General features: G+C 65.0%; 7 protein-coding genes. 6 read left to right on the top strand and 1 reads right to left on the bottom strand.

What is annotated here, in order from left to right:
- The 5 genes from ACZ601_RS27280 to ACZ601_RS27260 form a co-directional block, all read left to right on the top strand.
- Window positions 1–573, top strand: a 573-nt coding sequence (locus ACZ601_RS27280; protein ID WP_469542664.1) for an RHS repeat-associated core domain-containing protein, incomplete at its 5' end; no start/stop codon positions are given.
- A gap of 2 nt (window positions 574–575) precedes the next feature.
- Window positions 576–932: a hypothetical protein gene (locus ACZ601_RS27275; RefSeq protein WP_469542661.1), complete on the top strand. Its 357-nt coding sequence runs from the start codon at window positions 576–578 to the stop codon at window positions 930–932.
- Window positions 933–1,237: 305 nt separating this feature from the next.
- A complete protein-coding gene (locus ACZ601_RS27270) occupies window positions 1,238–1,990 on the top strand; it encodes a hypothetical protein (RefSeq protein ID WP_469542658.1) in 753 nt (250 codons plus the stop codon).
- Window positions 1,991–2,360: 370 nt separating this feature from the next.
- Window positions 2,361–2,741 (top strand): hypothetical protein, encoded by a 381-nt coding sequence (locus tag ACZ601_RS27265; RefSeq protein WP_469542655.1) that lies wholly within the window; start codon window positions 2,361–2,363, stop codon window positions 2,739–2,741.
- 11 nt (window positions 2,742–2,752) lie between these two features.
- Window positions 2,753–3,058: a hypothetical protein gene (locus ACZ601_RS27260; RefSeq protein WP_469542653.1), complete on the top strand. Its 306-nt coding sequence runs from the start codon at window positions 2,753–2,755 to the stop codon at window positions 3,056–3,058.
- Between the two features lie 630 nt (window positions 3,059–3,688).
- On the opposite strand, the gene ACZ601_RS27255 is transcribed toward ACZ601_RS27260, so the two are convergent.
- On the bottom strand, window positions 3,689–4,300 hold the full coding sequence (locus tag ACZ601_RS27255) for an SMI1/KNR4 family protein (RefSeq protein ID WP_469542650.1): 612 nt from the start codon (window positions 4,298–4,300) through the stop codon (window positions 3,689–3,691).
- 148 nt (window positions 4,301–4,448) lie between these two features.
- Here ACZ601_RS27255 and ACZ601_RS27250 point away from each other — a divergent pair, with 148 nt between their 5' ends.
- Window positions 4,449–6,407 carry a serine/threonine-protein kinase gene (locus tag ACZ601_RS27250; protein ID WP_469542647.1) on the top strand — a complete coding sequence of 653 codons (1,959 nt, stop codon included), beginning with the start codon at window positions 4,449–4,451 and terminating at the stop codon, window positions 6,405–6,407.
- The last annotated feature ends 29 nt before the right edge of the window (window positions 6,408–6,436 follow it).

The raw sequence follows: 6,436 nt of genomic DNA, 5'->3' as shown, positions 1-6,436 counted from the left end.
GAAACCGGCCTCCACTACAACCTCTTCCGCCACTACGACCCCGAAACCGGCCGCTACGCCTCCCCCGACCCCCTCGGCCTCGCCCCGGCCCCCAATCCCGTCGCGTACGTGGACAACCCGCACCGGTGGACGGACCCGCTCGGCCTTTCTCCGTGCGAGGGAAAGGGGCGAAAAGCGGAGGTCGATCCCCGAAAGCTCGATTACCTGTTCAACAAGAACATTAAAGCGGACTCCCACAACTCGCCGAGGGCATTGCAGAACGAGCTGCAACTCAATCGGATCGGAATACCAGATACTCCGGAGATGCGGAAATATGTCACCGATCACCTGTCCCACACTACCAATCAGCCATTCGACCGCACGTTCAGCAAGGAATGGGACGGCGGACGCGGTGATTTCGGCGTGACCGAATCCGTCCTCTACGGCCCGCACGGAGCGCTTGGCGTCGAGAGTACCTGGCAGATTCTGCCGAACGGCGTACATAGACTGTCCACGGTCGTCTTCCGCGGCAGCGGCCCAAGTGTCAGTATTCACGGCAGCCTGAAACACTGGCCGCCGTACAGTGGAAAGTGAAGGTGGACGTGTACCGAGAGTTCCTCACCCCAGACGACGAAGAGGTCTACGAGGCCATCGGCGAATGGCCGGATTCGGACGAAAGCGGCACCCGAGTTCTCACTTTGCAGGATAATTCAGGGCAATCCATGACTTTCTCCTACGATGCGCTGGCGAGGTCAGTGAGGATTCGCTGGGTGAATGATCGGGGGGTTGAGATGCTAGATTTCTTCCGTGAAAGCGCAACGCGCCTTTCCGTCACCTCGGGGAAATTGACTAAAAACATTTCCATCGACTTCCATATGGGCGAGTGCGCAGGAACCACGGAGATCCAGCTCACGCCTCGCTTTTCGGTGCGCGACCGCCTCCTGCTCCAATAAGAATTCCAACAGGAATAGCTTTCCCTTCGTTGAAGCGGCGCTGACTCACCGAATTAACCATCGCTCTGGGAGGGGGGCGTGGCGGCACCTCGACGCCACTCCAGTGACACCGAGGCTCCGCAGCCGCTCACCACGTGAGACCTTCTGTAAGGCCGCGAAGAAGGCGGCCAAGGCCAGGGAAGACGCGAAAAAGGCCACGGAGGAGGTTGTTGCACGGGCGCAGAACGTCAAGTTCAAAGGAGGTGGAAACTGCCAAGCAGAGCAACATGGCGCCCGGCGTGAAGATCCGATGAGGAGCAATCACCGTGAAGATCACCATCGATGGTGACTGGATCGCGACCGTGGCGGGGGAGCCCCTGGCCGTTGCACCGCGCTTCGACTTCCGGGACTTCCGTGTGTACATCGGGAGTTACACGGACGTGGAGGAGCGCTCGCAGTTCCAGCTCGGCACCTTCGGTAGTACGGAATGGCTGTGGGACACCCCCGACGAGCTTCGCTTCGACCGGGAGAGCCGGCAACTGGTCGGCGCGGAGTTCCGCCTCCCCCATGAGGCTGCGGACGCCGAGGACAGCCTGTGCGTACCCGTCACACCTGCCGTCCGGCCGGGCGGGCTTCGTGCGGATGAGGTCCGGGACTTCCGCGTGGAGACGACCACGGAGCTGTGCCGCGCTCCCGGGGACACCGCACTGACGTGTCTGCGCGACCTCGACGTGCTCGACGAGCCACTGGAGGCCCGCATCGGCATCGCCCCCGCGGTGGTGCTCCTCGTCCAGGACGGCACGGTCGTCGGCTGGAGCCTCACGGATCCCGTGCGCTACCTGACCAGTGGGCTCACTGCCTCGGACCCGTCTCCTCCGGCCCCTGCCACTCGGTCCTTGTTCACCCAGTGCCTGGACATGGTCACCACGTCGTTCGACGAGCTGAGGGAGCGGAGCCCGGCCGCCCTGACCCGACTCAGGTCACTCGACGACGCTCTGCGTAACCAGGGCGAGGACCGCCACCGGGCCGACGCCCTCCACAGGATCATCGCGCAACTCGTCGAGGACTACGCGACATGATCGCGAGCCGGTCGGTGGTGTTCGCTCGGGACGCCTTGACGGACTCGATGAAGGGCGCCGCCGCTGCTGTTGCTGTAGGCGCTCTTACGCCAGGCCGAGGCGGTCAAGTCGTAGTGGTTGAAAGCCATCGGAGGAGCGTCCGTGAAGTCCAGCCGCATGGCGTTGCTCAGCATGAGCGGGTGTGGCCCCGCGTTCCACGGAATGATCTGCGCAGGGATTCGGGCACCCGGCCTGCGGTGCGAAGTTCCGGGTAAAAGGCTCCTGATCGGCTGGCAGCTTTTTATCGCCTCAACTTCGGGGACTGAAGGACATCGTGACCCAAGTATTCAAGTTCCGGTATCGAGGAGCGGGGGGCAGGGGCGGGCTCGCAGTGGACCTGCGGGCCGAAGCCGTTCCGCTCGGCGACGTGATTCCGCCGCACAGCATGCAGATCTATAAGAAAGTCTGGCTCGGCCTACCCGCATCAGGCCTGCACTGGAAAGACGCCGCCTGGCTGGCCTTCGGGATCTCCATCAATGCACCCGCCTTGAGTGAACTTCTTCCCGCTGGAGTTTTCGTTCGTACGTCCTCACTCGATTATCTTCTTAGTGACTATCGGTCCGAGGCGGCGGCGTTGGCCATGGACGGGTGGCTACATGATCAGTTCGATATGGAGAGTTCAGGTGCTGCTGTCACCTACGAGGCTATACAAGATAAGCTCGCATTCACGTGGGGGGATACTGCTCTCCCCTTCTCCGACGCCCCGCATTAAGACGGATAAGCATGGATGACAACGCTGGTGGTGAATTCCAGATCTACTCGGTAGAGGAGAGGAGTGCTGCGACCGCAACGTGCGCGATTCGCTGCGTAGGTGGAGTGGTGCGCGCCGGCTGGCCGTTCAGGCTTCGCCTGAACGATGGCGCAACAGGAGAACCGGTATTCCTGATTCTTGACTGGATCAATCTCTATGGAAAGTTCACGGACTCTCTCTATTCGCCCTACAGTGCCTTGGTCCAGCTGTCGGGGGACGGTGTAAGTCTTCTGGTGAGAGGCCTGATCCTTGCCTCTTCCGCGAATGATGATTCATGAACGGAATGCCCGAGGGCAAGGTGGACCTGTGGACGGGCTGACAGTGCGATTTCGCAAGTGGGACACGCAGTACTTTCGGGCAGGAGAACTGGTCAGGGCTGACGAACCGATCCGCGACTTTGACGAGTTGGAGGACCGCTTGCTCGCGAGCCACCCCCGGATGCGCCGTATCGTGCTCCGTCTAAGCCCTGTCTCGCCGCTGCACTGCTGGTACCTGCATTGGAGTGACGGGACCGACCTGTCGTCTCTCGACAGACGGGTGGTCGCCGGGACAGCGGCGGAAGAGGATTTCGCCGGGGCCGTTGTAGGAGAGCCTCAAAGTACCTCGCACCCGGCCTGCGGTGCGAAGTTCCGGGTAATCGAATGGGACGTTGCCTCTCCCCTGATCTCCAACGTAGCCGAGCGCTCACGTGCCCACTCGTACCGCAACGAGTGCCCGGTCTGCGGTGGCCACTTCAGGGGCAGCGCGCTGGAGTTCATCACAGCCCCCGAAACGTTGTAAGGCTCGCCCGGGTCGCGTCCCGGCCGGGCCAGTACCACCAACGAGCAGTAGAACGAGATCGCACAGCGCACCCGCTGAGCTCAACGAGCATGTCGGATACCACGGAGACGCGGGCAGTCTTTGTGTGGTCAGCCGAAGTAGAGGTCCCAGACAACGTGCGGCAAGGCGTCCGCAGGTTCCTCGATGCGGGGCACAGCCTTCACACCGCTGCCGGTCATGAGGGCCGATCCGGTTTGGAGGGCCTCCAGGACCGAAATGAACATATGGGACATGCTGTCCCACCGCTTCACCCCGTTCACTCCGATGGACGGGTCCAGCTCCAGGACGGCCCCGTATTCACCCCCCGGTCGGTGATCGACGACGAGCTGGCCCCCTGTGTGGTTCATCGCAACCGGCAGCCATCGCTCGTCCGCCTCCAGACCGACGATGAATTCCTCGTCGCCGTCCTCGACGGCCCGCTCGACCTCCTCAACCATGCCCGCTAGTCCTAGCGACATGCCGGTCACCCCAAGGAGCGGAAAGTCCTGGGGGATAAAGGCGCCCGCCGCCGGGCGCGGATCACGCTGTGAGCCGTCGTGAACGGACAGCCAAGTCAGTACGTCCTCGTGGATGCGGAAGCGCCCCGCGGCCAGGGCTGCGGCTCGTGTCGGATCCGCCGGCGGCATCAACTGCCTTTGGTCGCCCGGAGCATGCTCTGCCAGCCACATGTCGAGGTCCGCCAGAATGCTGCGTAGTTGCACGTTTCGTGTCCCTCAATCGGTGTCAGTGCGTGGAAGGTGGACGCCCCTGTTGCCGAACCGTGGACTTGCTCGTACCACGGTGCAACAGCGCCGCAGTACTCTCGCCCTGTTGTCCACGCGGACTCACGGGCGGGGAAGGCGGCGGGACATGGAGGAGCTGGGGGACGGGGACCCGAGGCAGATTGGCGGGTACCGACTGCTGGGGCGGTTGGGGACGGGCGGCATGGGCCACGTCCACCTCGCCCGCTCGGACCGGGGCCGCACAGTCGCGGTCAAGCTGGTGCGCGAGGAACTGGCCTCGCAGGAGGAGTTCCGGGCACGGTTCCGGCACGAGGTGGAGGCGGCGCGGCGGGTCGGCGGACACTGGACGGCGCCGGTGCTGGACGCCGACACCGAGAGCGCCGTCCCCTGGCTTGCCACCGGCTATGTCGCCGGTCCCAGCCTCCGGCAGGTCGTCGGACGCGACTACGGCCCCCTGCCTGAGCGCTCGGTACGCGTACTGGCCGCCGGTCTCGCCCACGCCCTCCAGGACATCCACGCCGCCGGGCTCGTCCACCGCGACCTCAAGCCCGCCAACGTCCTCCTCACCATCGACGGCCCCCGCGTCATCGACTTCGGCATCGCACGCGCCCTGGATGTGGCCAGCGACGGCGGCCTCACCCGCGCCGGAACACTCCTGGGCTCCCCCGGGTTCATGGCCCCCGAACAGGTGCGCGGCGAGCAGATCACGCCCGCCTGCGACATCTTCTGCCTCGGCTCGGTCCTGGTCTACGCGGCCACCGGCCGGATGCCCTTCGGTACCACCCAGACCGGAGCACACGTGCTCATGTTCCGCGTCGCGGAGGAGGAACCCGACCTGGAGGGCATGCCGCAGACCCTCGTGAGTCTCGTACGCGACTGCATGCGGAAGGACCCTGCGGCGCGCCCCGGTCTCTCGGAGGTCCTGCGGCGCACAGGCGTGCAGGACACGGTCGCCGACGGCCGCCTGCACGAGCCGTGGCTGCCCGGTTCCCTGGTGGCCCAGCTCGGCCGGCACGCGGTGAGTCTCCTGGACACGGAGAACCCGGAGAACCTGGTGCCGTCGCCCTCTCGCGACACGCCCCAGGCAAGGGCCCCGGTCCCGGAGGCAACACCGGTCCCGGACGTAACGCCGGCCCCGGAGGCAACACCGGCCAGGGAACCGGCCCCCGTGCCGTCTCCCCACCACCACCCGTTCCCGCTGCCCCAGCGTGAACCGCAGAGCACGGGCCCGGCCGCAGGCGCCGCCTACGCAACGAACCAGAACCCTTTCCTTCCCCAAGCGTCTCCCTCTTCTCAGCCTCCGCCGTCCCCCGAGCGCACACGCATGCGCAGGCGCATCGTCCTGTCGATCGTCGCCGTCGCCGTGGTCGTGTCGCTGAGCGCCGGCAGCGTGATCTACACCTTGACGAGGAGAGACGACAGCCACCGCACCGGTTCCGAGGACGGCTCGGTACCGACGGCGTTCCTGGGTATGTGGACCGCCACCAGCGACAACGGCGCTGTCACCCATACTCTGACCGTCGGCCAGGGAGACGCGGACGACAAGGTCCTCTCGCTCGTCGAGGACGGCCCTCAGAAGGGCGGCAACGGTATTTACTACTGCCTCTTCAAAGGCGCCCTGGCGGACTCATCGGGCTCCACCGGTCCGGTGCATATCGACCCGACCACCGCAGCCGTCGCCGAGCCGCATTCCTCCTGCAGTCCGGGCGAACCCACCACGCTCACGCTGCTGCCGAACGGCACCCTGCGCAGAGTGAAAGACAACGGCGGAGAGGGCGTGACCTACACCCGCAGCCAATCCGGTGCCCAGGCGTCAGATGCCGAGCGACACTGCGAGTCTGTCGTCTCGGGTAAGTTCCGGTCACCTCTGGAAGCCGAGTTCCCCACTGAACGTCAGGACGGTCACGCTACGACCACGGTCAAGAGTGGCACCAAGCAGTACAGGGTCACCGGCGTCGCCTACGACCATGACTCCTCCGGCGCCAAGGTCCGCAAGGCCTACGTCTGCACCCTGACCTTGAAGGGAATGGGTATCTGGCACGTCGACGACCCGGACGTCTTCGGCACGGAGCCGCCTTCAACCTGACCAGGATCACGCCGCCGCCGGGCCGACGC

This window comes from Streptomyces sp. NPDC104307 (genome assembly GCF_055584045.1).
This window is presented reverse-complemented; position numbering and strand designations above follow the sequence as displayed.

Bases quoted from the DNA above. Each gene is read 5' to 3' on its own strand.
- ACZ601_RS27260 (WP_469542653.1), top strand. From the start codon at position 2,753: ATGGATGACAACGCTGGTGGTGAATTCCAGATCTACTCGGTAGAGGAG.
- ACZ601_RS27250 (WP_469542647.1), top strand. From the start codon at position 4,449: ATGGAGGAGCTGGGGGACGGGGACCCGAGGCAGATTGGCGGGTACCGA.